We start from the raw sequence: 25,350 nt of genomic DNA on the forward strand, positions 1-25,350 counted from the left end.
ACCGCCGGGCGGCAAGGCAATATTATAGTCCAAGCACGCTCGCCCGGTCGCCCGTCAGGACCGCCGGTGCTCAGCCGTGACAGCGCAGCAGCACGGCGGTGATGTTGTCGCGGCTGCCGTCGCGCTTGGCCATGTCCACCAGTTCCGCGCAGCACGCCTCGAGATTGTCGTCCCGGGCCCGCGCCATCACGGCCGCGATGGCTTCCCGGCTGGATTCGCCGTGCAGGCCGTCGCTGCACAGCAGGTAGACGTCTCCCGGCGCCATCGACCATGCCGACACGTCCGGCTGGATCGCCGGGCCCGGGCCCAGCGCCTGCAGCAGCAGGTTACGGGGCGGCAGCGGAGGCGGCGCGCCCAGGTCGAGTGCCTGCTGGTACAGCGTGTGGTCGCGGGTCAGTTGCAGCAGCTCCCCCTGCGCACCGCCGCGCCAGCAGTACAGGCGGCTGTCGCCGACATGGAACAGATAGGCCGGGCCGTGGCGGACGGGATGCCACAGGCCCGTCAGCGTCGTCCCCATGCCCATGCCATCGGCGTGGTTGCGCTCCACGTTCGTCGCGTACAGCTGCGCGTTGGCATACTCGATCGCGCCGCGAAGCGTGTGCAGCGCGCCGCCCGGCACGCCGGCCCAGGTGGCATCGGGATCGGCATCCGGATCGTGCGGCGGCGCGGGCGGCGCGTCCGACAGGTGGCTGCACAGCAGTTCGACGGCGCCGGCGCTGGCGATCTCGCCCCCTTCGTGGCCGCCCATGCCATCGGCCACCGCCAGCAGGCCCAGCTCCGGGGCCACGCGGAAGGTGTCCTGGTTCGAGTGGCGCACCGTGCCGACGTCGGTGATGCCGAACGCCACGCCGAAATCCAGCGTGTGATACCGCGGCGACGATGGCTGCGAGCTGTTCAAGGTGACTCCTGTAGTGACGCTGTGGTGAAGCCTGCCGTATTTCCTGAATCGATTCACGCGGTGCTCCAGCGATCCGGTGCCGCACTGGAAGTGAGCATACCAGCTTCACCAGCCCGGCGCCGCTGCGCTCACGCCACGGCCGCCCGCCATTTTCCCGCCGGGCGGAAGAGTCTTTATCTCAGCCATGGATTGTTTGCGGGGGAGGCTGCCGCTATGCTTGCCGGACGAAACCCGACAGTGGAGGATGGATGGAACGCAGGATTTTTCACGTGGACGCCTTTACCCGCACCCCAGGGCAGGGCAATGCGGCCGGCGTGGTGCTCGATGCGGATGGCATGAGCGAAACGGCGATGCTGCGCATCGCCGCGCAGCTGGGCTATTCGGAAACGGCGTTCGTGCTGGCGCCGGCCGATGGCGGCCACGACGTGCACGTGCGCTTCTTCACGCCGGCGGTCGAGGTGCCGGTATGCGGCCACGCGACGGTGGCGGCCCACTATGTGCGCGCGGCCGTGCTGGGCATCGAAGGCAGCTTCCTGCAGAAGACCGGTGCCGGCCTGCAGCGCATCACCGCGACCCGGCACGAGGGCGACTGGCGCATCGCGATCCGCCAGGGCGCGCCCACCTTCGGCGAGCCGGTTGCGGAGTCCTTGCGCGGGCGGATCGCGGCGGCGCTGGGCATCCGCGCAGCCGATCTCGCGGCCGGCCTGCCCGTGCAGGTGGTGTCGACCGGCCACTCGAAAGTGCTGGTGCCGCTGGCCGACGGCGCCTTGCTGGACCGGCTGCGGCCCGATCCCGGGGCGCTGGCGGCCCTGAGCGGGGAAGTCGGCAGCAAAGGCTGGTTCCCGTTCGCGGTCGGCGGCGGCCGCACGGACGGGCGCATGTTCGCCCCCGCGATCGGCATCGCCGAAGACCCGGTCACCGGCAATGCCAATGGCCCGCTGGGCGCCTACCTGGTACGCCACGGGCTGATGCCGCACGATGGGAAACGGCTCGCGTTCGAAGGCCACCAGGGCCGCGCGCTGGGCCGCGACGGTATCGTGCATGTCGCGGTAGACATCGCCGATGGCGCGCCCGCGGTCGTCACGATCGCCGGCGACGCGGTGATCCGGCTCGACAGGGCCGCGGCGCGCGCCGACGCTCACTGAAGATCCCGGGGCTCACCCGGGACTACGCTGGGGACTTCCGCTCAGTTGACGTACGGCGACGGCGGCGCCTCGGGTGGGGCCGGCTCGGCGCCCTCGGCCGGTCCGGCCGGCTCCACGCCTTCCAGCGCGGCCGGATCGATGTCGGTGGTGAGCACGGCCGGTTCGTTGGCGTATTCCTCGAGCATCCAGTCGTCGTTGACCTGCACCACGCCTTCCGGCACCGGCCGTTCGACGATCGGCCGGCCGGCCAGCGCGCCGCGCATGTAGTCGATCCAGATCGGCAGCGCCAGCGTGGAGCCGAACTCGCGCCCGCCCAGCGACTTCGGTTCGTCGTAGCCCATCCAGGCCACCGCCACGATGCCGCCGCCATAGCCGCCGAACCAGCCGTCGAAGGCGTCGCTGGTGGTGCCGGTCTTGCCGGCGATGTCCGGCCGGCCGATGCGCTGTACCGCCGCCGCTCCCGTGCCGGTGCGGGCCACTTCATGCAGCATGCTGTCCATGATGAAGGCGTTGCGCGGATCGAGCACGCGCGCCGACTCGTCGGGCTGCGCCGGGCGCTGCGCGGCACGCAGCACCTTGCCGTCGGCATCCTCGATGCTGGCGATCAGCCAGGGCTGCACGCGGTAGCCGCCGTTCGCGAACACGGCATACGCGCTGGCCATCTGCGCGGGCGTAACGGCGCCGGTGCCGAGCGCCATAGTCAGGTTCGCCGGATGCTTCGAGCGGTCGAGCCCGAACCGGCCCAGGAATTCATGGGCGTACGGCACCGTGATGGCGCGCAGGATGCGCACCGAGGGCACGTTCTTCGACTTGGCCAGCGAGATGCGCATCGAGATCGGGCCATCGAACACGAAGTCGTCGTTCTGCGGCCGCCATGGCTCGCCGTTGGCGCCGCCCGGCAGTTCGAGCGGCACGTCGTCGATCAGGGTGGCGGGGCCATAGCCCTTCTCGACCGCCGCGGCATAAACGAACGGCTTGATCGCGGAGCCGGGCTGGCGCCACGCCTGCGTGACGTGGTTGAGCTTTTGCACGTTGTAGTCGAAGCCGCCGACCATGGCGCGGTAGGCGCCGGTGGCCGGGTCGATCGACGCGAACGCGGCCGCCACCTTCGGCACCTGCGTGATCGCCCAGCCTTTCTTGCCGGCGCGGATCACGCGGATCACGGCGCCGGGGCGGATGCGCACGCTCTCCTTTGCCTTCGCCGACAGCGCGGCCGTGGCCAGCTTCAGGCCGTCGCCGGTGATCGTCACCTCCGTGCCATCGGCCATCTCGGCGCGCACCGAGCGCGGGCTGGCCGACAGCACCACCGCGGCGACCAGGCCATCGCTGGTGATCTGGGCCGACAGCGCGCGGTCGATCTCCTCTTCGCGCTCGGCTTCGTCGTCGGGCAGCGCGACGAACGCTTCCGGCCCGCGGTAGCCGTGGCGCTGGTCGTACGCGATCACGTTGCGGCGCACGGCCTGGTAGGCGGCTTCCTGGTCGGCGCTCAGGATCGTGGTGCGCACCACGATGCCGCGCGTGTAAGCGGCCTCCTTGTACTCGGCGACCGCGGCCTGGCGCGCCAGTTCGGCCACGTACTCGGCATGGGTGGCGAAGTCCTGGCCCTTGCTGCTGATGCGCAGTTTTTCCGCGCGGGCCTTGCGGTACTGCGCTTCGGTGATGTAGCCGACATCGAGCAGGCGGCGCAGCACCACCTGCTGGCGCAAGGTGGCCCGCTTGAAGTTGGTGATCGGATTATGGCGCGCCGGATTCTTCGGCAGCCCGGCCAGCATCGCGATCTCGGCGACCGACAGGTCCTTCAGCGGCTTGTCGAAGTAGGTCTGCGCGGCCGCGCCGAAACCGAAGGTGCGCTGGCCCAGGTAGATCTGGTTCATGTACAGCTCGAGGATCTGGTCCTTCGTCAGCGCGTCCTCGATCTTGTAGGCCAGCATCACTTCATTGAGCTTGCGGGAGATGACCTTCTCGCGGGTCAGGTAGAAGTTGCGCGCCACCTGCATCGAGATCGTCGAGCCGCCCTGGCGGAAGCTGCCCGACAGGTTGGCCTTGACCGAGCCGGGCACGCGCAGCCAGTCGACCCCGCCGTGTTCGTAGAAGCGCGTGTCCTCGATCGCCAGCACGGCCTTCTTCATCATGTCCGGCATCTGCGCCACCGGCACGAAGTCGCGGTGCTCCTCGCCGAACTCGCCGATCAGCACCTTGTCCGCCGTGTAGACGCGCAGCGGGATCTTCGGCTTGTAGTCGATGACGGCATCGAGTTCCGGCAGGCGCGGGCGCACGATCAGGAACAGGTAGGCCAGCAGGAGAAGGGCCGCCAGCACGCTCGCGCCCAGGGTGGCGATGGCGGCGATGGCGGCGTTGCGGCGGTTCAGCCAGGAAGGGAGATTGCTCAAGACTTGGGTTTCCTCTGTTGCGGGGCGACGAATGCGCGGGCCATTATAGACCAGCGTAATCGCATCCCCGGCAGTGGCGCCGGCGCCACATCGCTTGTCGAAACTGCATGCCGGCTCTTGAAAACGGCCCGGCCGCATCGACGTAGGCGCCATGCTCAAATCCAAACTCCACTGGAAACGCCCGCTGTTCTACGTGCTCTTGCCGGTCTTGCTGGTGATGGTCTTCCTGGGCTTTCCGCTGCCGGTGGCACCGCCGCCCGCCATCAAACCCACGCAGGAGCAATCCGAGACCGTCAGGAAGCGCAAGCGGAAAACGGCCCGGGAGTGAGCATCGGCCAGCCGGCGGGACGCGCGCTGCTTGCCCAGTCCATGTAACTGTCGTATCTTCATAGAAATTGAGTGAGCCGGGGATCCGATGGCAGCGGCAAGGCGGGACGTCGATTGCGACGTGTTGGTGGTGGGAGGCGGCATCAATGGCGCGGGTATCGCCCGCGACGTGGCGGGCCGCGGCCTGTGCGTGGCGCTGTGCGAGCGCGACGACCTGGCCGCGCACACCTCGTCGGCGTCTACAAAGCTGATCCATGGCGGCTTGCGCTACCTGGAACATTACGAGTTCGGCCTGGTGCGCAAGGCGCTGGCCGAGCGCGAAGTGCTGCTGCGCGCCGCGCCCCACGTGATACGCCCGATGCGTTTCGTGATGCCGCATACGGGGCAGCGGTCGGCGGCCCTGATTCGCGCCGGGCTGTTCCTGTATGACCGGCTGGCGCGCCGCGAGCTGCTGCCGGGTTCCGCCAGCGTGCAGCTGGCGGACCACCCGGCCGGCCGCGCCCTGAAGCCGGCGCTCGGCCGGGCCTTCGTGTATTCGGATGGCTGGGTCGACGATGCGCGCCTGGTGGTGCTGAACGCGGTGGACGCGGCGCAGAAAGGCGCGTGCATCCTCACGCGCACCGCCTGCACCGAAGCGCGCCGCGACAACGGTGCCTGGCGTGTCACGCTGCGCAAGGCCGACGGCACGACCAAGCAGATCGCCGTGCGCGCCATCGTCAACGCGGCCGGGCCATGGGCCGCCGCCTTCCTCGACAGCGCGCAGGGTTCGGTGAAACAGCCCACGCGGCTGCGGCTCGTCAAGGGCAGCCACATCGTGGTGCGCCGCCTGTTCGACCACGACGATGCCTACCTGTTCCAGCACACCGATGGCCGCATCGTCTTCGCCATTCCGTACGAGCGGGATTTCACGCTGATCGGCACCACCGATGTCGAGTACAGCGGCGATCCCGCTGCCGTGGCGATCGCCCCCGAAGAGATCCGCTACCTGTGCGCGGTGGCCAGCCACTATTTCCGCACCCCGGTCGCGCCGGCGGACGTGGTGTGGAGCTTCGCGGGCGTTCGTCCACTGCTGGACGACGCATCGGCGCGCGCCAGCGCCGTTACCCGGGACTACCGGCTGCAGCTCGATGGCGGCGCGCAGCCCGGCGATGCGCCGCTGCTGACGGTCTTCGGCGGCAAGCTGACGACTTACCGGAAGCTGGCGGAAGAGGGCGCCGACCTGCTGTGCAAGGCGCTCGATCACCGGGCCGGCGCCTGGACGGCGGGTGCCTGCCTGCCGGGCGGCGACCTGTTCGGCGCCGTGCCGCAAAGCCGGTCGGTGCTCGAGTTCGACGGCTGGCGCTCGCGCCTGCAGGTGCAGTACGACTGGCTCGACTGCCCGCTGATCGCGCGCTATGCCAGGGCTTACGGCACGCGCATCCATACGCTGCTGCAGGGCCGGGCATCGATGGCGGACATGGGCGAACAGGTCTTGCCGGGGTTGTACGAGGCGGAGCTGGATTACCTGCGCCGGCACGAATGGGCCGTGACGGCCGAGGATATCCTGTGGCGGCGCACCAAGCTGGGCTTGCACCTGCCGGCCGGTGCGGCGGCCCAACTGGATGCCTGGCTGACGACCCACCCGGCAGCGGCGCTGGCGAAAACGCAAGCGAAAGCGCAGGCAGAATAAAAAACGGCGGCCCGCGGGCCGCCGTTCTCATACCGGGATGGCGAATGTCACTTCACGCCATGCATCAGCTTCTGGATCAGCGGTGCCAGCAGGAACAGCAGCACGCCGCCGATCACCAGCGACCAGAAACCGAAGTTGTAGCCGGACAGCGCCGATTCCACCGACATGCCCGACTCGCCGGAGACGTGCGAGGCGAAGATGCCGGACAGGTTGTTGCCGATGCCGGTCGACAGGAACCAGCCGCCCATGCCCAGGCCGACCAGGCGGGTCGGCGCCAGCTTCGTCACCATCGACAGGCCGATCGGCGACAGGCACAGTTCGCCGATGGACTGGATCACGTAGACCATGAACAGCGTCCAGAACGGGATCTTGCCGTCGACCACCAGGGTCTTCAGCGCGAACACCAGCAGCAGGAAGGCCAGGCCGTTGAAGATCAGGCCCAGGCCGAACTTGCGCGGGATCGACGGTTCCACGTTGCGCCGGGCGGTATAGATCCAGATCGCCGCGATGACCGGTGCGCAGGTGATGATGGCGATCGAGTTCACGCTCTGGAACCAGGCGGTCGGGAAGATCCATTCGCCGAAGGAGCGGTTGACGATGTTCTCGGCCAGGAAGGTGAACGAGCTGCCGGCCTGTTCGAAGAACATCCAGAACAGGATGTTGAAGGCGAAGATGATCATCATCGCCCAGACCTTGTCGCGCGCCACGGGGCCGTTGCGGTAGCCTTCCACCAGCAGCATCACCGCCAGCAGGATGAACAGCACGGTCAGCACGCCCTGCAGCTGCTGCGCGCCCACGGCCAGCAGCGCGAACACGACAGGGATCGTGGCCAGGCAGCCGGCGATCACGTACAGCACGCGGGCCGGGCTGGCCGCCTGCGCTTCCGGCATGCCGATGCCCTGCAGGCCCTTGCGGCCGATGAAGAACCACACCAGCGAAATCAGCATGCCGATGCCGGAAGCGATGAACACCACCTTGTAGTCGGGGATGTCGCCGGTATTGAAGACATACTGGGCCAGGTACTGGGTCAGGATCGGGGCGACGAAGGCGCCCGCGTTGATGCCCATGTAGAAGATCGTGAAGCCGCTGTCGCGCCGCGAATCGGCCGCCGCATACAGCTTGCCGACCATCGTCGAGATGTTCGGCTTGAACAGGCCATTACCGGTGATGATGGTGGCCAGACCCACCTTGAAGATGGTGGGATCGGGAACGGCGATCATGAACAGGCCGGCCGCCATGAAGGCAGCACCGACGAGGATGGAACGCTGGTAGCCGAGCACGCGGTCGGCTACATAGCCGCCGAACAGCGCCGCCGCATAGACGAGCGCGAGATACGAACCATAGGTGAGGTTTGCGTCGGCCTCCCCGGAAGCCGCGCCACCGTGGAATTGGGCGACGATATACAGCACCAGCGCCCAACGGATGCCGTAGAACGCGAAGCGTTCCCAGAACTCCGTCATGAACAACATCCACAGTGGAGCGGGATGCCCCAAAATCTGTTTGAATTCGGGGATGGCCGTGTCTACTGCCTTGCTTGAACCGCTCATGCGGCATCTCCTGAAAAAAAGTCGCCATTGTAATGGAGCGCCCGGAATTGTCGACGGCTTCCTGTGCTGCGACGCAGCAATATGGTTCGTTTGAAAAGATTGCAATCCTCCTGGCGCCGCGATGTCGTATATTGACGCTAATAGAGGGGCAATACGTATTAATTCAATAAAGGATGGTCGCACCATGGAACAAGGTTTTGTCGATACTCTGATTTCACCGGAAGGCAAGCTCGAAGTACTGTCGAAAGCGGAAGTGGTCAAGCTGCTCGACACCGGCAAGGGCGGGCTTTACAAGACTTTCCGCCAATGCGCGCTTGCCGTGCTCAATTGCGGCAGCACCATCGACGACGGCAAGGAACTGCTGGATCGCTACCAGTCCTTCGATATCAACATCCTGCAGCGCGAGCGCGGCATCAAGCTGGAGATAAAAGGCGCGCCGGCCATCGCATTCGTGGACGGCAAGATGATCAAGGGTATTCACGAACACCTGTTCGCGGTGCTGCGCGATATCGTCTTCGTCAGTAACGAAGTCACCGATAACCCGAAATTCGACCTGTCGCGCACGGAAGGCATTACCGATGCCGTATTCCATATCCTGCGCAATGCGAACGTGCTGCGGCCGCAGACCAACCCGAACCTGGTGGTGTGCTGGGGCGGCCACTCGATCAACCGCGCTGAATATAACTATTCAAAGGAAGTCGGTTATCAACTGGGCCTGCGCGCACTGGATATCTGCACCGGCTGCGGCCCCGGCGCGATGAAGGGCCCGATGAAGGGCGCCACCATCGGCCATGCCAAGCAGCGCTTCGTCAATGGCCGCTACCTGGGCATCACCGAGCCGGGCATCATCGCCGCCGAATCGCCGAACCCGATCGTCAACGACCTGGTGATCATGCCGGACATCGAGAAGCGCCTCGAAGCCTTCGTGCGCACCGGCCACGGCATCATCGTGTTCCCGGGCGGCGCGGGAACGGCGGAGGAGATCCTGTACATCCTGGGCATCCTGCTCCATCCGGACAACGCCGAGATCCCGTTCCCGCTGATCTTCACGGGACCGGAATCGTCGCGCGAGTACTTCGCGCAGATCAACGAGTTCATCGGCATCACGCTGGGCGAGCAGGCGCAGAAGCGCTACAAGATCATCGTCGACGATCCGGAATCGGTGGCCCGCGAAATGCAGGAAGGGATCAAGCAGGTGCGCGAGTACCGCAAGGCGCGCAGCGATGCCTATTACTTCAACTGGGCGCTGCACATCGACGAGGAATTCCAGCGCCCGTTCGCGCCCAGCCATGAAAACATGCGCAACCTGAAGCTGCACAGGAACCAGCCGGTGCACGTGCTGGCCGCGCACCTGCGGCGCGCGTTCTCCGGCGTGGTGGCCGGCAACGTGAAGGCCGACGGCATCCGCGCCATCGAGGCGCACGGCAATTTCGAGATCCACGGCGACCCGTCCATCATGGAACCGATGGACCGGCTGCTGGCATCGTTCGTCGCGCAAAGCCGGATGAAGTTGCCGGGCAAGGCGTATGTGCCGTGCTACCGCGTGGTGATGTAAAGCAGCAGAGCCAGTGACAGGCCTGGTGTCGGACATTTTTCCCGGGCGGTTGCTCCGGGAAAAGTGTCGGACACCGGTTTTTGGGAACATTCCAGGATTATCGGAGCTGTCATCAGTGCCGCTTTATTAGGCCCACCCAAGTGCAGATACCGGGGTCAGGAAGGAATGCTGGCCTGCATGCCAGCACCGTTCCGCAGGCGCGAAGCATGCTTCGCGAAACCCCTGCTTCACCCCGCCGGGTCTGACCCCAGCCCTTCGCTGTTGGGGTGAATGCATGCGCTTCAATGTGTCGAGTAGTGCTGACCTAAGCGGCACTAGGCCTGTGACCGGTTTCAGTTCGCGCTGCGTGGTGTCACAACGCGCGGTAGCGGAAATCGCGCAGCGTCACCGCGCCATCGCCAACGCAATAGATGCCGACCTTCAGGCTGAGGAAGCCCCCGAACACGTTGTGGTGGATGCCGGATACTTCCATGCGCAGCCCGTGCAGCAGCCAGCTCCTTCCCCCATCGTACGAGTAATGGAAGGTGACCACGTTCTCCGCGTTGGTCAGCCGCACCCGCACGCTCCTCGTCGCGCGCTTGACCCGCATCCACGGCTGTTCCTCGGCGTATTCCCAGGTCTTGATCGCATCCGGCGCGAAGCCCACGCCGACGAAAGCCTTGTGGTTGTAGAACAGCAGCAGGCCCGCTTCGGCCTGGTTTTCCAGTTCCAGCGTGACGTCGGCCTGGTACGAACGGTCGCCCACGCCGCACGTCAGTGGCGCGCTATCGGCCGGCGACGTGCCCTTGCCCTGGATGCGCAGGCCGGGGTTCAGGTAGCGCGCGCGGTCCATGTCGTCCGGCTTCGGGTCGTGGAAGCTCCACTGCATGCCGAAGCGGTCGCGCGTGAAATCGTCGGACAGCGGTTGCCCGTTGCGGCCCGCCTCGATGTGCCGCCCATCCTTGCCGCGTGGTTTCGGCAGCGGCTGCGACAGGTCGCCGCCGCGCGCGCGGAACCAGCCGTCGTCCATCCATTCGACCGGTTCCAGCAAGGTCTGGCGGCCCAGCGTGCGGTAACCGTTTTCGTAGCCGTGGTAGACCATCCACCAGTCGCCGGCCGGACCTTCGACCAGCGTGGCGTGGCCGCGCGACCACCAAGGCTCGCTTGTGCTGGTGGTACGCACCAGCGGGTTGCGCGGGCAGTGTTCCCAGGGACCGTGCACCGACTTCGACCGCGCGGCAATCACCATGTGGCCGGTCACCGGGCCGGCCGTGCCGCCCACCGCCGTCACCAGATAGAACCAGTCGCCACGCCGCAGCAGCTTGGGCCCTTCCGGCGCGAAGTTCTCGACCACCCAGTCTTCCGGATAGCGCCACGGTTTATAGGCTTCTTCCAGCTTGCCGTCGGTGGCCAGGCCATCGTCGGTGAGGCGGATCTTGCGGATGCCGTTGACAAACAGGTAGCGCTTGCCATCCTCGCCGACGATGTGGCCCGGGTCGATGCAGCCGGCGATCTTCAGGTCGACCGGGTCGCTCCACGGTCCTTCGATGCGGTCCGCCCAGATGGCGTAGATCGACCAGGTATTGCCGTCCGGCGCGGCGGGGATATAGATGAAATAGCGGCCGTCGTGTTTGCACAGGTCCAGAGCCCAGATCGTGCCCAGTGGTTTCCTCAGGGCCGGCCCCACCGGCGCCCAGTTCACCAGGTCGGTGGAATGCCAGATGACAATGCCGGGGTAGGAGAAGAACGACGAGAACGTCATGTAGTAATCGCCGCCGTCCTTCAGGATCGTGGGATCCGGATGGTCGCCGGAGACGATCGGGTTGACGTACCGGCCGTCGCCCAGGTCGGCCTTGCGCTGGCCTTCGATGCCGCGTGCCCAGGTGGCCGTGGCGGTCGCCGTCGCCGGGTCTGGCCGGGACGGTGTGGCTGGCTGGCCGAGCACCTGCGCGGCGGGAAGGGCGGCGGTGCTGGCGAGGATGGTCTTGAAGGCGTTGCGGCGGGATTGGTTCGTCACGTGCTGTCTCCGGAGCGTGATTGTCGAGGCTACGGCAGGCTAGCTGAAAACGATTTCAGGAGCAATGCGAAAACAGGGAAAAGGACGAATGGTTTTTGAGGAGGGAAGCGCGCAGGCGAACACCGTAGCTTCGATAGCAGCGCCATAAAAAAACGCGCGGTGGAAGCCGCGCGTTTTCAGGGGAGCGAAGAAAGATCAGTCTTCCTTGCGCAGGTGCGGGAACAGCAGCACGTCGCGGATGTTCGGCGAGTCGGTCAGCAGCATGATCAGGCGGTCGATGCCGATGCCGCAGCCGCCGGCCGGCGGCATGCCGTATTCCAGCGCGCGGATGTAGTCGGCGTCGTAGTACATCGCCTCGTCGTCGCCGGCTTCCTTGGCCGCCACCTGCGACAGGAAGCGTGCCGACTGGTCTTCCGCGTCGTTCAGCTCCGAGAAGCCGTTGGCGATCTCGCGGCCCACCATGAACAGCTCGAAGCGTTCGGTGATGCCCTTGCGGGTGTCGGAGGCGCGCGCCAGCGGCGAGACTTCTTCCGGATAGTCGATGATGAATGTCGGCTCCCACAGTTGCGCTTCGGCGGTTTCCTCGAACAGCGCCAGCTGCAGCGCGCCCAGGCCCGAGTGCGCATGCGGCTTCACGCCGAACTTCTTCAGTTCGGCCTTGATGAACTCCGCGTCATCGAGCTGCTCGTTCGTGTAGTGCGGGGCGAACTTGTTGATCGCGCCGACGATCGTCAGCCGGTGGAACGGTTTCGACAGGTCCAGTTCGCGGCCGCCGTAGGTCAGCACCGCCGAGCCGTGCGCATCGACGGCCGCCTGGCGGATCACCGCCTCGGTGAAGTTCATGATCCACTGGTAGTCCGTGTACGCGGCGTAGAACTCCAGCATCGTGAACTCGGGGTTGTGACGGATCGACACGCCTTCGTTGCGGAAGTTGCGGTTGATCTCGAAGACGCGGTCGAAGCCGCCCACGACCAGGCGCTTCAGGTACAGCTCCGGCGCGATGCGCAGGTACATCTCCATGTCCAGCGCGTTGTGGTGCGTGACGAACGGCTTGGCCGCCGCGCCGCCCGGGATGGCGTGCAGCATCGGCGTTTCCACTTCCATGAACTCGTTGTCCTGCATGAAGCGGCGGATCGACGAGATGGCGGCGGTGCGGGCCTTGAACGTGCGGCGGGTTTCCTCGTTCATGATGAGGTCCACGTAGCGCTGGCGGTACTTGGTTTCCTGGTCGGCCAGGCCGTGGAACTTGTCGGGCAGCGGGCGCAGCGACTTGGTGATCAGGCGCAGCTCGGAAACCTTGACCGTCAGTTCGTCGGTCTTGGTCTTGAACAGCGTGCCCTTCACGCCCAGGATGTCGCCCAGGTCGTAGCTGCGGAACGCTTCCATCGCGGCCTCGCCCGTCGCGTCCAGCGTCACGTAGATCTGGATGCGGCCGTCGCAGGCCTTGCCGGACGAATCCTGCAGCGTGGCGAAAGCGGCTTTCTTGCCCGCTTCGCGCTTGAGCATCATGCGGCCGGCCAGCACCACCGGCACGGGTTCGGCTTCCAGCTCTTCGCGCGACTTGCCGGCATATTGCGCCTGCAGGTCGGCGGCCTTGTGCTCGGGGCGGAAGTCGTTCGGGAAGGCGATGCCCTGTTCGCGGATGGCGGCCAGCTTGGCACGGCGCTCGGCGATGATCTTGTTATCGTCCTGGCCCGGCACCTGGTCCTGGGGTTCCGCTTGGTTTTCGGTCGTCATGGTTACTGTGCTTGTTGAATGTTGTTGGTGGTCTCGAACAGGGCGTCGATGTCCAGTTCCGTGAAGTCGCGCGCCATGCGGATCACGTTGTCGAACTCGGCGAACGCCTCGGCCGGCAGCGTGGTGGTCAGCACCACGGCGCGCATGCCGGCGCGGCGTGCGGCTTCCACGCCCAGCGGGGCATCCTCGAACACGATGCAGTGCTCCGGCGCCACGCCGCAGCGTTCGGCCGCCAGCAGGAACACGTCGGGATTCGGCTTGCCACGTGCGACATCGGCGGCGCCGACCACGGCGTCGAAGTGGCGGCGCAGGTCCAGGCCATCGAGCGTGAACACGATGTTGGCGGGCGGCGCGGCCGTGGCCACGGCCAGGCGCACGTCCTGCTCCTGCGCGGTTTCGATGAACTGGTCGAAGCCGGCCACCGTTTCCAGGTGCGGCGCGTACAGCTCGCGGTACAGCTCTTCCTTCTCGGCGTCGAGCAGCACGGTGTCTTCGGTGGTCAGCCCGGCGCCCAGGTAGGTGCGCATGATTTCATGGCCCTGGCGGCCGGCCGTCGCGCGGAAGAAGTCGTCCGCGTCGATCGCATGGCCGCGCCGCTCGAAGAAGGCCACCCACGATTTCGTGTGGAAGGCCATGTTGTCGACGATCGTGCCATCCATGTCGAAGATGAACGCGCGGGGCGCTTGGTGACTCATGCGTCACACCCCTTGCTTCAGCGAGGCGGCGATGAAGTCGTCCAGGTCGCCGTCCAGCACGTTCTTCGTGTTGCCGGTCTCGAAGCCGGTGCGCAGGTCCTTGATGCGGGACTGGTCCAGCACGTAGGAACGGATCTGGTGGCCCCAGCCCACGTCGGTCTTGGAGTCTTCCAGCTTCTGCTGCTCGCTCATGCGCTTGCGCAGTTCCTGCTCGAACAGCTTGGCCTTCAGCATTTCCATCGCCTCGGCCTTGTTGCGGTGCTGCGAGCGGTCGTTCTGGCACTGCACGACGATGCCGGACGGCGCGTGCGTCAGGCGCACCGCGGAGTCGGTCTTGTTGATGTGCTGGCCGCCGGCGCCGGATGCGCGGTACGTGTCGATGCGCAGGTCGGCCGGATTGATCTCGATCTCGATCGAGTCATCCACTTCCGGATACACGAACAGCGAGGTGAACGACGTGTGGCGGCCGTTGGCGCTGTCGAACGGCGACTTGCGCACCAGGCGGTGCACGCCGGTCTCGGTGCGCAGGTGGCCATAGGCGTAGTCGCCCTCGACCTTCAGCGTGGCGGTCTTGATGCCGGCGACTTCACCGTCGGATTGTTCCATCACCTCGACCTTGAAGCCCTTGCGTTCGCAATAGCGCAGGTACTGGCGCAGCAGCATCGAGGCCCAGTCCTGCGCTTCGGTACCGCCGGCGCCGGCCTGGATGTCGATGAAGCAGTTGTTCGGGTCCATCGGGTTGTTGAACATGCGGCGGAATTCCAGGCCTTCGATGACCTTGGCGATTTCCGCGGTATCGGCGATCACCGCTTCGAGCGTGTCGTCATCGCCTTCTTCCTTGCCCATCGCGAACAGCTCGGCCATGTCGGCCAGGTCGCTTTTCGCCTTCGTCAGCGTGTCGACGATGGCTTCCAGGCCTTTCTTTTCGCGGCCCATGTCCTGGGCTTTCTTCGGGTCGTTCCAGACCGCCGGATCTTCCAGTTCGGCGTTCAGTTGTTCCAGTTTCTCCGACTTCACATCGAAGTCAAAGATACCTCCGAAGTTCGTTCTCGCGGGCCGTCAGGTCTGCGAGCTGGGCGGCGAGGGAATTGATGCGTTCTGCTTCCATGGTTTTTCTGTCTCTTTAGAGGGCGATCAAACCTTGGATTATACCTCACGCAAGGTATGGCGGCGCCGCCCGCGGGCCCGCACGGGCTCGCCGGACGGCACCGCGCGGAACTCAGCGCCAGAGCGTGAGCAGCCGCACCACGCCCCATGCGGCAATCGCATACACAGCGATCGCCAGCAGGCAACCGATGTCGGTCGGCATGTCGAACCAGCCGCCTGTGGTCAGCCCGAACGGTTTCAGCAACACGGTGCTGAAGATCAGCGCCAGCATGGCGGGCATCAGGATGGCGTCGACCAGCGGTCCGGACAGGTCGGACCGGTCGAGCCAGTACACGGCGAGGGCATGGCACGGAACCCCCGCGGCGGCGATGCGTGGCCACCAGGTCTTGTCTGACATATAACCTGCATGAATTGATCGGCAAGCCGACGGGAGGCCGATTGTGGTGGCATTGCCGGGTGAGACTGCTGAGCTGGCGCATACTTCATTTTTTGGTTGCAAGAGCGCCACGGCACTGCACACCACCAGGCTATCTGGCGAAATTGGTCGTCACTGCCGCCGGCGGCGCAGCGCGATGCCCAGCAAGCCCATGCCGGCCAGCAGCATGCCGTAGGTCGCCGGTTCTGGTACCGCCGAGATCGTAAGTAGCGACTCATTGTTGCCCTGGTAATCGGTCAACGTGTAGGTGCCGGGCTCGAACGACGCGGTAAAGCCGTTGCCGGTGTAGAGTTGCGGGCCATCCGTGATCAGCAGGTACTCCCCGTTCACGCTGTCTTCCAGGCTGAGGCCACCGCCGAAACCGAGATAGAAGAACGTGACGTGCGCATAGCCGGAAAGTGCACCGCTGTACAGGCCGGCGACGTCACGGTAAGTGATGCCAAGTTCTTCGATATTCACATCGGGTTCCACGTCGCTGTCGAGTTGCCAGGTCGCGGCATAGTTACCCGTGATGGTGAACTGGTACAGCTCGGCGTTTGCGGTCCCGCTGAACAGGAAAGCCGTTGCGACCGCGGTAGTGCCCAGAAGATGGTTCAGTGTCATGATGGCCTATGGGGTAGTGCTACTGGTGGATTGTCTGCATGCAGCCTTGGGTGGTTCGGCGCCCAGAGTAACATGATGTAAAGGTTTTGCTGATCGGTTTTGTAACTGTTCGTCGTCGTGCCGGTCGCCCCGTCGATGCCCCGGCCAAGCGTGCTTGCGGCAGCCGGCCCGGCATCGGCACCACTTGTCCGGGCGCCTGTCCGTTGCGTATGATGGCTATTTCCCTTCCTGTTTCAGCAATGAAAAACCTGGTCCTGATTTCCCTGCCGCTCGTGCTGGCCGGCTGCACGGTCCTGCCTTCCGGCGTGCCGGTGGGCAGCCGCGCCACCGTGGCCATCCTCGAGACGACGGACCTGCACGGCAATGTCGCCAGCTACGATTACTACAAGCTGGCGCCCGACCCGTCGATCGGCCTGGAGCGCACCGCCACGCTGATCGCCCGGGCGCGCGCGCAATTTCCGGACAACGTGCTGCTCGATAACGGCGACACGATCCAGGGCACGGCACTGTCGGATTACCAGGCCGTCGTGCAGCCGCTCGGCTGCGCCGCCACGCTGGCCATCTATAAAGCGTTCAACGCGCTGGGCTACGACGGCAGCGGCATCGGCAACCATGACTTCAACTATGGCCTGGCCTACCTGAACCAGGTCTCCGGCAGCCAGTTCGATGTCGAGGGTGTCACGCCCGGCAAGCGCTGCGCCGGCCCGGCCTTCCCGCAGGTGCTGGCCAACGTGGTCAGCGTGAAGTCGGGCCAGCCGCTGTTCAGGCCCTACGCGATCATCGACAAGCGCGTCACCGCCACCGCGCCGGACGGGCGGCGGGTGCCCGCCACGCTGCGGGTCGGCATCATCGGCTTCACGCCGCCCACCATCCTCACCTGGGACAAGCGCTGGCTGGAAGGCAAGGTGGTCACAGAGGGCGTGCGCGAAACGGCGCAGCGCTACATCCCGGCGATGCGCAAGGAAGGGGCGGACATCGTGGTGGCGATCTCGCATGGCGGCCTGGATGCCGCGCCGTATTCGCCGACCATGGAAAACGGCAGCTGGCACCTGGCCCGCGTGCCGGGCATCGATGCCATGCTGATCGGCCACTCGCACGAGGTATTCCCGAACGCGGCCAGTACCGTGCCGCAGTTCGACCTGCCCGGCGTGGACAAGGCCAAGGGCCTGGTGCATGGCGTGCCCACCGTGATAGCGGGGCTGTGGGGCAAGCACCTGGGAGTGATCGGGCTGTCGCTGGCGTGGGACGGCAAGGCATGGGTGGTCGACCGGGAAGGCACCACGGTCGAGGCGCGGCCGATCGGCACGGGCCGCGACGCGGTCGCTGGCGATCCGGCCATCGCGCCGCTGGTCGAGGCCGAGCACCAGGCCACCATCGCCTATGTGAAGACGCCGGTCGGCAAGACCGACTTCCGCATGTCGACCTATTTCGCCGACGCGGGCGATGTCAGCGCGATCCAGGTCGTCAACCAGGCGCAGGCGGCCTACCTGCGCGACTATGTGAAGGCCAACCTGCCGCAGCTGGCGCACCTGCCGGTGCTGTCGGTGTCGTCGCCGTTCAAGAGCGGAACGGCCGGCGTGACCGACTACACGGACGTGCCGGCTGGCGGCATCGCGCTGAACAACGCGGCCGACCTGTACCTGTATCCCAACGCGCTGTACGGCGTGCAGGTGAGCGGCACCGGCTTGCAGGCATGGCTGGAAAAGGCGGCGGGGCGCTTCAACACGATCGACCCGCGGCAGACAGCGCCGCAGGAACTGGTCGATACCGGCTTCCCCGGCTATAACTTCGACATGCCGGCCAGCGACGATCTGCGCTACGAGATCGACATCACGCAGCCGCCCGGCAAGCGCGTCCGGAACCTGCGCTTTCGCGGTGCGCCGGTGGCGCCGGGCCAGCAGTTCCTGGTGGCGACCAACAATTACCGGGCCAGCGGCGGCGGCGCGTTCCCGGGGCTGGACGGCAGCAGCACGGTGGTGGCCGCGCCGGACAACAACCGCGATGTGCTGATCGAGTACATCCGCAAGCAGGGGCAGCTGACCCGCGCTACCCACGGCAGCAGCCGCAGCTGGCGCTTCGCGCCGGTCGTGACGCGCGGCCCGGTGGTCTTCCGCTCGGCGCCCGGCAAGGAAGCGCTGGCCCGCGAAGCCGGCCTGACGAACGTGCGCGAACTGCGCGCCGACGATGGCGGCGGCAAGGGCTACGCGCTGTACGCGATCGACCTGGCCCGATGAAGCTGCGGAGCATGGCGGCGGCGGCGCTGCTGCTGGTGGTTGCCCTGCCAGCCGGCGCGGCCGACCTGGCCGCTGCCCGGGCCGCGCTGCCTGGGCCGCCCGCCGGCTGGCCGCAGGCGCTGGCCGATTTTACCGACGCCGCGCGCGCCGGCGATCCCCGCGCGGCGTGGTCGGCCGGGCTGATGGTCCGCAATGGCAAGGGCACCGAGCCGGACAGCATCGCCGCCGCGGCCTGGCTGGAACAGGCCGCGCGGGGCGGCGTGCCGGAAGCGATGTTCGTGCTGGCCAACATACGCATCGCGGGCGAGGGCGGCCCCGCCGATGCCGTTGCCGGCCGCGCGTGGCTGGAACGGGCCGCCGCGCTGGGCCATGCCGCGGCACTGCAGCAACTGGCGCAGATGGCGCGTGACGAAGGGGCCAGTGGGCGCGCCAATGCGCTGCTGAAGGAAGCGGCGCATGCGCTGAAGCATGCGCGGTAAGTTCTCGGCTGCCCGGCGCGTGCTTGCCTGGCCGGTCCAGTGGACGCGGATTTCGGGAGAATCAAAAATTCCATAAGGAAATTACATGAACTATAATTTCCAACTCGACAATACGCGTGTTGGACATCATGTTTCACTTCCTCGGCATACTGCTTGCCGCATTGACCCTGGCCCATGGCACTTCCGCCATCGGCGCCCCCGGCAAGCCCGCCCAGCAACAGGACCGCTCGTTCAGCCGGTTCACTCCCGTGCCGGCGTGGGTCCTGCCGATGCCACCGGTTCCCGAAACAGTGCGCAAGGATGCGGCGGTCATCAGGCTGGCCGATACCCAGGTCAGGCTGGATCGCGAAGTGTCGACCCACATCACCAGCGCGATCCAGGTCAACGACCAGCAGGCGCTGCAGGCCATCGGGCAGTTCGGGATCGATTACCTGCCCAGCTACCAGACCTTGCAGCTGCATCAGGTCGCGATCTTGCGCGATGGCAAGACGCTCGACCAGGCCGGCAAGGTCGACCTGCGACTGCTGGACAGCGAGAACCTGCGGGGCCAGGGCATGTACGGCGGCGTGCGCACGCTGCAGATGCTGCTGCCCGACGTCAGGGTGGGCGATACCTTGCTGCTCCGCTATACGGTCGCGGGGCACAATCCCGTGTTCGGGGCGCGCTGGTTCGATACGTTTGCCTGGGATGCGACCGTTCCCGCGGAACATCGCCGCCTGGTGATCACCCATCCGCGCAAGCGTGCCTTGGCCTGGCGCCAGAACGGCGACTTCCGCACCGCTGCGGTGCCGGTCCGCATCGAACACTCCGGCGACGATGAAAGGCTGGTGTTCGAGCAGCGCGCCATCGACGAACTGGAGTGGGAGCCCGGCATGCCGCCGGAGTACCAGCCGGGCAGATCACTGCAATTCAGCGAATTCCAGGACTGGCGTGCGGTGTCCGAATGGGCGGCCGCGCTGTTCCCGGCGCCTGCGGCGTCGCCCGGCCTGGCGGCGCTGGCGCGCGAGCTGTCGGCGGACCCATCCAAAGCCGTGCGTGCCGCCGCCGCGCTGCGCTGGGTACAGAACGAAGTACGCTATTTCAGCGTGGCGATCGGCGAGAACAGCCATCGCCCGCGCGCGCCGGACGCAGTCCTCAAGAGCCGCTTCGGCGACTGCAAGGACAAGGCCTATCTGCTGGTCAGCCTCCTGCGCCTGCAGGGCATCGACGCGATGCCGGTGCTGGTTTCCGCCGGCAGTCCGCTGGTGCCGGCCCGGCTGCTGCCGTCGCCGGGCGCCTTCGATCACGTGATCGTGCGGCTCACCCTCGATGGCAAGGAGCATTACGTGGATCCGACGGCCACCGGGCAGGTCGAGGCGCTGGAAGCATTGCCGGTGCCGCTGCCGGCTGCACAAGGCCTGCTGGCCGCACCCGCGGCAGCGGCCCTGGTCACGCTGCCGCCGCCGCGCGATACCGTGGATTTCCTGGTCGACGAGGCGTTCGTGATCGAACGGTTCGACGGCCCGGCAACCCTGCACGCCCGCCGCGAGTACCGTGGCGATGCCGCCGCGGCGATGCGGCGCCACTTTGCGGCGATGAATGCGGCGTCGCTGCGCAGGCACGTGCTGGAGCTCTACGAGAAGCGCTATCCGGGGGTGGCGCTGCGGTCGGTGCCCACCTTGAAGGACTATGGCGAGCGGTACGAACTGAACGCCGAACTGACGCTGCCGAAGCCGGTCACGCTGGTGGACGGGCTGTATGAGCTCGCGATCGAGAACAAGCTCGTCGCCGGCACGCTGGACATCCCGGACAAGCTCGTCCGCAACTATCCGTTCGTGCCGTCGGGGCCGTCGCACGGGCGGCATACGCTGAGCGTGACGTGGCCCGCGGCGGCACGGCTCAACGACATTCCCGGTGCGTTCGCCATCGATGGCCCGTCTTTCCGATACCGGCATGACTATCTGTTGCGTGGCAACGTGCTGCGCTACGAAGCGGATTATCGGGTGACGGGCGCCCAGGTTGCACCGGGTGGCATGCAGGCCCTGCACGAGCAGGCAACCCGGCTCGCCGAAGCGCAGATCACGTCCTTCTCCATCGGCAAGGCCTCGCTGGTGCCGGAGCCGCTGCAGGGCCTGGCCTACCGCGCCGCGCTGTCGGCCACGGCCGCCTCGAAAGCGCCGACGAAGCGTCCGTCACGGAACGATGCGCTGGACGATGCCACCCTCTGCGCGGCGGCCGTCTCGCAGGCGCTGGCAGGCGAATATTCCTACGACGGACAGGCCGAGGTGGCTACCGCCGTGCGCGCGGAACTGGCACGCCGTGGCAACAGCGAGGAGGCGCGGCGCTGCCGCGCGATACTGTCGTTCATGGATGGCGCGGGCGCGCAGGTCGCGGCTGGCGGTTTCGCCGACGTGCTGCGCGAGCCCGATGACCCCTTGCACCTGTATCTGGCATGGGGGCTGCTGTTCGCCGGGGACAAGGCGGCCGCGGTGAAGGCCGCGTCCAGGTACGCCGGCGCCCTCGAATCCGCGGGCACCGCCACCATATCCAGCCGGTTGCGCCATGCGGCACTGCTGCGGCGGGCCGGGGTGGAGCTGCCGGACGCGCTGCGCAACAACCTGGCGTTCCCGGTCAACACGGGGTGGCCGGCGCCCATTGGCCGGCTGCTGGCAGGGGAAACGGACGCCGCGCAATTGCTGGCCGCCGCCGAAACGCTGACGGGGCCGCTGCGCGAAATGGCGTTGGCGGAAGCGTGGTACTACATCGGCGCCGTACGGCTTGCCGCCGCCGACAAGGCGGGTGCGCGCCGCGCATTTCGCCAGGTGCTGGCCACCGGCCCGCGCAGCAGCATCGAATACCAGCTCGCCGCCAATGAGCTGTCGGCCATGGCGAGTACCGATGCCGATTTCCTGGCAGGGCGAGCCCAGGAGGCGAATGAACGCTATCGCGCCGCGCTGGGGCATTACCAGCTGTGCGCGGCACGTGCCGATGCCGAGTGCCGGAATGCGCTGGGCTTGCTGTACTACCAGGGGCAGGGGACGGCGCGCGACCACGCCAGGGCCTTCGAGCTGTTCCGGCTGGCCGCCCTGCAGGGCAATTCGGACGCGCAGAACTCGCTGGGCCTGATGTATGACGAGGGCGAGGGCGTCGCAAGGGACCCGGCCGAAGGCCTGCGCTGGCTGCAGGCGGCGGCGGACAACCTGGATGCGCACGGCCTGCGGAACATGGGCGACCGGTATGTCCGCGGCATCACGGTCGAGCGCGATGTCAGCCGCGGTGTCGATTACCTGCGCTGGGCAGCGGCGCTGGGCAACATCCCCGCGCAGGAGCAGCTGGGCGAGGTACTTCTCGGCATGGCACCGGAGGAGGCGGCCATCTGGAATCGCCTGGGTGCCGTGCGCGGCGACACCGGGGCACAGGTGCGCCTGATCGACCAGCTACGCTTTGGCAAGGGCATGCCGGCCGACGCGAAACTCGCATTCGCGCTGGCGACACCGCTGGCGGAACAGGGCGACGCCGGGGCGCAAGTCCAGCTGGGCATGATGTACGAGAGCGGCAATGGTGTCGCGGAAGACCGGGATGCCGCCTTGCGCTGGTTCCGGAAGGCGGCGGCAAGCGGCTTCCCCGTCGCCAAATTGCGTATCGGCTTGTTGCTCATGTACGGCGACCGTACGCCGGAAGAGCACCGCGAGGCGCGCCGGCTGCTGGAAGAAGCGCTGGCGGCGGATGTGCACTTCGCCGGCTACCTGCTCGGCAACATGTATCGCGATGGCCGGGGCGGCGAGGCCGATTTCGCCCGCGCCGCGTTGTACTACGAGCGGGCCGCCGCCGCCGGGGTGGTCAAGGCGGCCGAGGCGGCGGGCATGCTGTATCTGTTCAAGCTCGGCGATCCCGCCAGGGCGGCCGAATGGTATGGCAAGGCAGCGGAGCAGGGCTACGCCACCGCCATCAACAACCTCGGCGACCTGTACGAACGCGGCGCAGGCGTGGCGCAGGATCTCGACAGGGCGGTCGCCCTGTATCGCCGGGCGGCGGGCATGGAACACGATTACGGCTTCTTCAGCCTCTCCAGCCTGTACGCGGCGGGCAAGGGCGTCCCGCGCGACCCGGTGCTGGCCTTCACCTATCACGCGCTCGCCGTCCGCTTCGGCTTGGACAGCGACAGGGAGGCCGAGCTCGAACGGCAGCTGACGCCCGCGCAGGCGGCGGCGGCACGGGACGTGGCCGCGAAGTGGGACAAGTCGCGGCCGTTGCCGGGCATGTAAACCGCCTAGCAGCAACGCAGGCGCGGGCGAACCGTTGAACCGCGAACCGTTGAACCGCGAATCGTTGCACCCAACCGCTTCATCGCGATTCGCGCACGGTTCGCCGCATGCCGGTCGACTGTCGGGCGCCTGCCGCTTACCCTGGGTCTTTCGCATCCGGACTTCCCCGTGGTTCACTTTACCTTCCCGATTTTCACCGCGGCGCCGCACGACGGCGGCCGCCCCTCCCCATGATGCGCCACGATCCCATGCCTGCCCGGCTGCCCGGCCTGGACACGCTGCGCGCCCTGGCCATCGCGCTGGTGCTGATGTCCCACTATCACGGCTTCGTCAGCCATGCGCCGACCTTCGGCTTCCTGGGCAGGATCGGCTGGGCCGGGGTCGACCTGTTCTTCGTGTTGAGCGGCTACCTGATCGGCAACCAGTTGCTGGCGCCCGCCAGCCGCGGCGATCCCATGTCGCTGAAGCGCTTTTTCGCACGCCGCCTGCTGCGCACGCTGCCGAACTACTACGCCGTGCTGGCGGTCTACCTGCTGCTGCCGGACAGTCCGATCGCCGGCACCGGCATGGCACCGCTGTGGCAGTTCCTGACCTTTACCCAGAACTTCGGGCTGGCGTACGGGGAAACCTTCACCCATTCATGGTCGCTGTGCATCGAGGAGCAGTTCTACCTGGTGCTGCCGCTGGCGGTACTGGCGCTGGCCGGCACCCGGCGCTCGCCGTGGCTGCTGTGGGGGGCGCTGTGCGCCGCCATGGCAGCCGGCATGGCGTCCCGCGGCACGGCCTTCCTGGACGGCCAGGACGCCTTTGCCGCGCCCGTCTATTACTCGAGCTTTTGCCGGTTCGACGAACTGCTGCCGGGTGTCGCCATCGCCATGCTGAAGAATTTCCATCCGGCGGCGTTCGCGCGGCTGGTGCGGCACGGGAATGCCCTGCTGGCCGCCGGACTGGCGGGGGCTGGCGCGGTGCTGTACGGGGTGCTGAACGAGGCGCCGAGTGCCTTCGCCGCGTCGACCTTCGGGTTTTCGCTGGTGGCCGCCAGCTTCGCGCTGCTGGCCTGCGCGGCACTCGCTCCCGGATCGCTGCTGAACCGTGTCCGCATTCCCGGCACGGCCAGCCTGGCGCTGTGGTCGTATGCGGTGTACCTCGTCCACAAGCCCGTGTTCATGGCGCTGCGCCCTGAACTGCTGGCCCGGGGCATCGATCCGGGCGCGCCGTCGGCCATCGCCGTGGTCATGGCCGCGGGCATCCTGGGCGGCTGGCTGCTGTACCGCGCCGTCGAGCTGCCGTTCATGCGCTTGCGGAACCGCTGGTATCCGGCGGCGGGGGAAGCGGTGCGCCGGCCCGCGGCACAGGCCCCCGGCGGCACGCTCGGCGGCATGGCCTGACGGCGCGTGGCCCGTCACTCCGGCACGTGCACCCGCGCCTTCACGTGCTTCAGGTTCGCCACGATGGTGAAGGTCATGATGACCAGCAGCGACCAGGCGCTCCACTTGCCGACATGGACCGCGGACCAGGCACCGAGCTGGTTCGGGTAGCGCCACACGCCCAGCAGCGTGCCCAGGTTCTCGGCCAGCCAGATGAAGAAGCCGGTCAGCACGAAGCCCAGCAGCAGCGGCATCCTGCGGTCGCGGTCCAGTGGCCGGAAGATCACGGTGGTGCGGGCGTACAGGCCGAGCGCACACGCTGCCAGGTACCAGCGGTAGTCGCCGATGTAGTGGTGGGTATAGAAATTCAGGTAGATCAGGACCGCGATCGCGGCGGCCATCGGGTAGGGCGGATGGTGGCGGATGCGCAGGTCGAGCAGCCGCCAGGCCTGGATGATGTAGCTGCCGATGGCCGCATACATGAAGCCGGAGAACAGCGGCACGCCCAGCACCTTGGTGTAGGCGAAGTCCGGATAGCTCCATGCGCCGATGCTGGTCTTGAATGCCTCGAGGGCGAAACCGACCGCGTGGAACAGGCCGATGGCCTTCACTTCATCCCAGCTCTCCAGGCGGGTGGCCAGCATCCATGCCTGGATCGCCAGGGCGACGGCGAGCAGCACGTCGTAGCGGGGAATGCCGGCCAGGCCGGCGCGCGGCACGCAGAACATCGCCAGGAAGAACAGGCCCGCGAACAGGCATGCGCGGGCTTCCTTGACGCCGAAATACAGCAGTTCGACGAGCGGGCGATGGATCGGCCGCAGCTGGCGGGGGCGGGCGTCGGTCAGGTGGGCGTCGAGCGGGGCCAGCATGGAGTGGGGCGGGATCAAATGGGCGGCATCGAATGTGGGCGGCATCAAGTGT

At 66.9% G+C, this 25,350-nt stretch carries 18 protein-coding genes; 8 read left to right on the plus strand and 10 right to left on the minus strand.

Annotated elements, in window-relative coordinates:
- Positions 1–70: 70 nt before the first annotated feature.
- On the minus strand, positions 71–898 hold the full coding sequence (locus tag OU994_RS16165) for a PP2C family serine/threonine-protein phosphatase (protein WP_281606684.1): 828 nt from the start codon (positions 896–898) through the stop codon (positions 71–73).
- Positions 899–1,146: 248 nt separating this feature from the next.
- Here OU994_RS16165 and OU994_RS16170 point away from each other — a divergent pair, with 248 nt between their 5' ends.
- A complete protein-coding gene (locus OU994_RS16170) occupies positions 1,147–2,043 on the plus strand; it encodes a PhzF family isomerase (RefSeq protein ID WP_281606685.1) in 897 nt (298 codons plus the stop codon).
- Positions 2,044–2,084: 41 nt separating this feature from the next.
- Here OU994_RS16170 and OU994_RS16175 read toward each other — a convergent pair whose 3' ends face one another.
- A complete protein-coding gene (locus OU994_RS16175) occupies positions 2,085–4,433 on the minus strand; it encodes a penicillin-binding protein 1A (protein WP_373922458.1) in 2,349 nt (782 codons plus the stop codon).
- Positions 4,434–4,584: 151 nt separating this feature from the next.
- On the opposite strand from OU994_RS16175, the gene OU994_RS16180 reads away from it, so the two are divergent.
- Both OU994_RS16180 and glpD read left to right on the plus strand, forming a co-directional pair.
- On the plus strand, positions 4,585–4,761 hold the full coding sequence (locus tag OU994_RS16180; protein WP_281606686.1) for a hypothetical protein: 177 nt from the start codon (positions 4,585–4,587) through the stop codon (positions 4,759–4,761).
- Between the two features lie 87 nt (positions 4,762–4,848).
- Positions 4,849–6,429, plus strand: coding sequence for a glycerol-3-phosphate dehydrogenase (gene glpD, locus OU994_RS16185; RefSeq protein WP_281606687.1), 1,581 nt, complete (start codon positions 4,849–4,851; stop codon positions 6,427–6,429).
- Positions 6,430–6,476: 47 nt separating this feature from the next.
- Here the strand turns inward: glpD and OU994_RS16190 are convergent, their stop codons facing one another.
- On the minus strand, positions 6,477–7,976 hold the full coding sequence (locus tag OU994_RS16190) for a peptide MFS transporter (protein ID WP_281606688.1): 1,500 nt from the start codon (positions 7,974–7,976) through the stop codon (positions 6,477–6,479).
- A 184-nt stretch (positions 7,977–8,160) separates the two neighbouring features.
- On the opposite strand from OU994_RS16190, the gene ppnN reads away from it, so the two are divergent.
- Entirely contained in the window at positions 8,161–9,531 is a 1,371-nt protein-coding gene (gene ppnN, locus OU994_RS16195) for a nucleotide 5'-monophosphate nucleosidase PpnN (protein ID WP_131145990.1), read from the plus strand.
- A gap of 352 nt (positions 9,532–9,883) precedes the next feature.
- On the opposite strand, the gene OU994_RS16200 is transcribed toward ppnN, so the two are convergent.
- The 6 genes from OU994_RS16200 to OU994_RS16225 all read right to left on the minus strand — a co-directional run bounded on the left by OU994_RS16200 (position 9,884) and on the right by OU994_RS16225 (position 16,105).
- Positions 9,884–11,527, minus strand: a complete 1,644-nt coding sequence (locus tag OU994_RS16200; RefSeq protein ID WP_281606689.1) for a family 43 glycosylhydrolase — start codon at positions 11,525–11,527, stop codon at positions 9,884–9,886.
- 195 nt (positions 11,528–11,722) lie between these two features.
- Positions 11,723–13,264: a lysine--tRNA ligase gene (gene lysS / locus OU994_RS16205; protein ID WP_131145988.1), complete on the minus strand. Its 1,542-nt coding sequence runs from the start codon at positions 13,262–13,264 to the stop codon at positions 11,723–11,725.
- A gap of 2 nt (positions 13,265–13,266) precedes the next feature.
- Positions 13,267–13,959 (minus strand): HAD family phosphatase, encoded by a 693-nt coding sequence (locus OU994_RS16210; RefSeq protein ID WP_281606690.1) that lies wholly within the window; start codon positions 13,957–13,959, stop codon positions 13,267–13,269.
- Between the two features lie 3 nt (positions 13,960–13,962).
- Positions 13,963–15,067 (minus strand): peptide chain release factor 2 gene (gene prfB, locus OU994_RS16215; protein ID WP_131145986.1). Its coding sequence is split into 2 segments (ribosomal slippage): positions 13,963–14,985 and positions 14,987–15,067, totalling 1,104 coding nucleotides; the frame shifts between segments, so codons are not numbered across the junction.
- A 111-nt stretch (positions 15,068–15,178) separates the two neighbouring features.
- Positions 15,179–15,463 carry a hypothetical protein gene (locus tag OU994_RS16220; RefSeq protein ID WP_281606691.1) on the minus strand — a complete coding sequence of 95 codons (285 nt, stop codon included), beginning with the start codon at positions 15,461–15,463 and terminating at the stop codon, positions 15,179–15,181.
- 150 nt (positions 15,464–15,613) lie between these two features.
- The gene (locus tag OU994_RS16225; RefSeq protein WP_281606692.1) at positions 15,614–16,105 is read right to left on the minus strand and encodes a PEP-CTERM sorting domain-containing protein; all 492 of its coding nucleotides are present in this window, start codon (positions 16,103–16,105) and stop codon (positions 15,614–15,616) included.
- A gap of 239 nt (positions 16,106–16,344) precedes the next feature.
- Between OU994_RS16225 and OU994_RS16230 the strand changes: the two genes are divergently transcribed.
- The 4 genes from OU994_RS16230 (at position 16,345) to OU994_RS16245 (ending at position 24,450) form a co-directional block, all read left to right on the plus strand.
- Entirely contained in the window at positions 16,345–18,339 is a 1,995-nt protein-coding gene (locus OU994_RS16230; protein ID WP_281606693.1) for a bifunctional 2',3'-cyclic-nucleotide 2'-phosphodiesterase/3'-nucleotidase, read from the plus strand.
- Positions 18,336–18,818 (plus strand): hypothetical protein, encoded by a 483-nt coding sequence (locus OU994_RS16235; RefSeq protein WP_281606694.1) that lies wholly within the window; start codon positions 18,336–18,338, stop codon positions 18,816–18,818. The genes OU994_RS16230 and OU994_RS16235 overlap by 4 nt, the downstream gene beginning before the upstream one ends.
- A 128-nt stretch (positions 18,819–18,946) precedes the next feature.
- Complete coding sequence (locus tag OU994_RS16240) at positions 18,947–23,062, plus strand: DUF3857 domain-containing protein (RefSeq protein WP_281606695.1); 4,116 nt, start codon at positions 18,947–18,949, stop codon at positions 23,060–23,062.
- Positions 23,063–23,310: 248 nt separating this feature from the next.
- Positions 23,311–24,450, plus strand: a complete 1,140-nt coding sequence (locus OU994_RS16245) for an acyltransferase (RefSeq protein ID WP_281606696.1) — start codon at positions 23,311–23,313, stop codon at positions 24,448–24,450.
- Between the two features lie 14 nt (positions 24,451–24,464).
- Here the strand turns inward: OU994_RS16245 and OU994_RS16250 are convergent, their stop codons facing one another.
- Positions 24,465–25,343 carry a DUF817 domain-containing protein gene (locus OU994_RS16250; RefSeq protein WP_373922460.1) on the minus strand — a complete coding sequence of 293 codons (879 nt, stop codon included), beginning with the start codon at positions 25,341–25,343 and terminating at the stop codon, positions 24,465–24,467.
- Between the last annotated feature and the right edge of the window lie 7 nt (positions 25,344–25,350).

Source organism: Pseudoduganella sp. SL102 (genome assembly GCF_027856995.1).
In the GTDB taxonomy this organism is placed as follows: domain Bacteria; phylum Pseudomonadota; class Gammaproteobacteria; order Burkholderiales; family Burkholderiaceae_D; genus Rugamonas; species Rugamonas albidiflava.

Bases quoted from the DNA above. Each gene is read 5' to 3' on its own strand.
- OU994_RS16235 (WP_281606694.1), top strand. From the start codon at position 18,336: ATGAAGCTGCGGAGCATGGCGGCGGCGGCGCTGCTGCTGGTGGTTGCC.
- OU994_RS16240 (WP_281606695.1), top strand. From the start codon at position 18,947: ATGTTTCACTTCCTCGGCATACTGCTTGCCGCATTGACCCTGGCCCAT.
- OU994_RS16190 (WP_281606688.1), bottom strand. From the start codon at position 7,976: ATGAGCGGTTCAAGCAAGGCAGTAGACACGGCCATCCCCGAATTCAAA.
- OU994_RS16250 (WP_373922460.1), bottom strand. From the start codon at position 25,343: ATGCCGCCCACATTCGATGCCGCCCATTTGATCCCGCCCCACTCCATG.
- glpD (WP_281606687.1), top strand. From the start codon at position 4,849: ATGGCAGCGGCAAGGCGGGACGTCGATTGCGACGTGTTGGTGGTGGGA.
- OU994_RS16180 (WP_281606686.1), top strand. From the start codon at position 4,585: ATGCTCAAATCCAAACTCCACTGGAAACGCCCGCTGTTCTACGTGCTC.
- OU994_RS16225 (WP_281606692.1), bottom strand. From the start codon at position 16,105: ATGACACTGAACCATCTTCTGGGCACTACCGCGGTCGCAACGGCTTTC.
- OU994_RS16220 (WP_281606691.1), bottom strand. From the start codon at position 15,463: ATGTCAGACAAGACCTGGTGGCCACGCATCGCCGCCGCGGGGGTTCCG.
- OU994_RS16230 (WP_281606693.1), top strand. From the start codon at position 16,345: ATGAAAAACCTGGTCCTGATTTCCCTGCCGCTCGTGCTGGCCGGCTGC.
- lysS (WP_131145988.1), bottom strand. From the start codon at position 13,264: ATGACGACCGAAAACCAAGCGGAACCCCAGGACCAGGTGCCGGGCCAG.
- OU994_RS16170 (WP_281606685.1), top strand. From the start codon at position 1,147: ATGGAACGCAGGATTTTTCACGTGGACGCCTTTACCCGCACCCCAGGG.
- ppnN (WP_131145990.1), top strand. From the start codon at position 8,161: ATGGAACAAGGTTTTGTCGATACTCTGATTTCACCGGAAGGCAAGCTC.
- OU994_RS16210 (WP_281606690.1), bottom strand. From the start codon at position 13,959: ATGAGTCACCAAGCGCCCCGCGCGTTCATCTTCGACATGGATGGCACG.
- OU994_RS16245 (WP_281606696.1), top strand. From the start codon at position 23,311: ATGCCTGCCCGGCTGCCCGGCCTGGACACGCTGCGCGCCCTGGCCATC.